We start from the raw sequence: 510 nt of genomic DNA on the forward strand, positions 1-510 counted from the left end.
ACTGTTAAGATTTTAAGCATACTTGGAACCTCATTCTGAAGTTTTAAAATCAAAACCTTTTCTATTACACTCATAGTGTCAACCAGAGCAGTACAATCTTTATCGCTCATATTCTCATGTCTAGAAAATTGAGATAATGCCATCCACAAATTACATAAGAAGTCGACACTGGTATTCATTGTACACCTCCATGGATTTGTTCTCTCAAACATGCCAATCCTCTAGATGTGATTTTCGTTGAAGGCAGCACCTTTTCTGTACCATCCGGTCTTTGAATAGTGATAGCAGGGCAATCCATAAAGCCTTTCTTGATTTTATCCTGATAAGGTAACAGAGGCGCCCCTGGAGCACGACGATACACCCAATCATGTTTACGCAAATAATCGGTTAAATCCTTTGGTCGCACTTCTAACATCTTTGCTGCTTCTATCAAACCAAACAGACCATCAGAACGTTTTAGACCCTCAAGTGCCTCTGCTTTTGGTGCTAATTCTGCAATAACATGATCTT

At 39.2% G+C, this 510-nt stretch carries 1 protein-coding gene; it reads right to left on the reverse strand.

Annotated elements, in window-relative coordinates; translation table 11 throughout:
• Window positions 1–175 precede the first annotated feature (175 nt).
• Window positions 176–510 (reverse strand): phage antirepressor KilAC domain-containing protein (locus ACFIO3_RS15675; protein ID WP_375704842.1); only part of this gene is annotated, 335 nt, incomplete at its 5' end.

The organism is Bartonella sp. AD328YNZD (assembly GCF_042196425.1).